The sequence below is a fragment of the Paenibacillus uliginis N3/975 genome, assembly GCF_900177425.1.
Classification (GTDB): domain Bacteria; phylum Bacillota; class Bacilli; order Paenibacillales; family Paenibacillaceae; genus Paenibacillus_AQ; species Paenibacillus_AQ uliginis.
Map to the genome: position 1 here is coordinate 4,516,414 of NZ_LT840184.1, position 1,688 is coordinate 4,518,101.

At 45.4% G+C, this 1,688-nt stretch carries 1 protein-coding gene; it reads right to left on the reverse strand.

Going from position 1 to position 1,688, the window contains the following annotated elements; genetic code table 11:
• On the reverse strand, positions 1–1,688 hold a 1,688-nt coding region (locus tag B9N86_RS21455; RefSeq protein ID WP_208915174.1), incomplete at both ends, for a non-ribosomal peptide synthetase.

The following is a 1,688-nucleotide window of genomic DNA, read 5'->3' on the forward strand; positions in this document are numbered from 1 at the left end:
AAGCTATCCTCCGCGCCAACCCTTTCAACACCCAGCACCTGACTAAAGACCTGACACAGCGTTTCTTCAATTTCGTTTCTCGGCGCAACATATTCGTGTTGGCTGCTTGCTACTATCTCCGGAAGTGCTCTTCTGTCCAACTTTCCATTTGGAGTGACCGGAATACTGTCGATCTGCATCATATGAGCCGGAATCATGTAAGAAGGCAATATTTTGTTAAGAGTATCCCGGATATCCGGCAAGCGGATCGGCGTATCGGATACCAGATAAGCGAAGAGGGCCATCTCTCCCGAAGTATCTTCTTGTGCAAGCACAACCGCATCTTGCATCAAATCGATCTTTCTGAGTGTACTTTCGATTTCACCCAGCTCAATTCGGAAGCCCCTGATCTTAACCTGTTCGTCAATTCGTCCTAAGTATTCAATGTTTCCATTAGGCAACCATCTTGCCAAATCTCCGGTACGATACAGTTTGCCGGCTCCAAACGGATTGGTGATCAACTTCTCGGCTGTTAATTCCGGCTTGTTCAGGTATCCTCTCATCAGACCATCGCCCGCGATGCAGAGCTCCCCGGGGATACCAATTCCGCAGAGTCTATTCTGATTTAGAATGTAGACTTGCGTATTGGCAATCGGTTTGCCGATCGGAATCAGCTCAAAGCACTCAGGAATTTCATAAGTTGTTGTAAATGTTGTGTTTTCTGTCGGCCCGTAACCGTTGATCAATTTAACCTGATTCTTCCGGTTTTTTAACATTCTTACATGTTCTTCCGAGAGCCTCTCTCCACCAATCAACAATTCGTTTAGACTGTCAAACATCTCGACATCTGTCTGAATCATTAAGTTGTACAAAGATGCTGTAATCCACATCGTGCTCACTTGATAACGGAGTATGTGCTCTTTCAGACTCTTGTTGTCGGTGATTACCTCCTGAGATGCAAGCACCAGAGTCCCCCCATGAAGGAGTGCTCCCCACATTTCAAACGTGGATGCGTCAAAGGACATAGATCCCGTTTGCAAGATTACTCTCTTTTCATCCAGTTCCACATAGTTAGTATTCGTGACCAATCGAATGATGCTTTTATGCTCGATCAGGCTGCCTTTCGGCTTACCGGTTGTGCCAGAAGTATAGATGCAATACGCTAAATCCCCAGATTTATTCGCATTTACCGGATTATTTGCCGCACCTTCCCAAATCTTATGATCTGCAAGATCTATGACAGATAATTCCGTTTCGAGTTCTGAGTTGCAAATGAGCACCACTTTAGACTGGCAGTCCTTCAAGATATACTGAATTCGATCTTCCGGATACATCGGATCGATTGGGACATAAGCCCCTCCTGCTTTTAGAATTCCGCAAATACCGATAATCGTCTCAATTCTACGCTCAACTAAAATAGCTACAAGATCATCTGGTTTTACACCTAACTCACGCAGTTTGCCTGCCAGTTGATTGGCCTTTTGGTTCAGCTCAGCATAAGTCATTAGCTGCTCCCCAAAAGCAACTGCCGTTTTTGCAGGGAATTTCCTAACCTGCTCCTCGAACACATCTACGATAGTCCGGTCTCGTGCATACTCAACAGCCGTATCATTGAATCCGCTGAGGATTTGGAGTTTCTCCTGTTCAGTAATCGTCTCGATCTCGGACAATTTCCGGTTAGGATTTTCACCAATAGCCTGCAACACTTT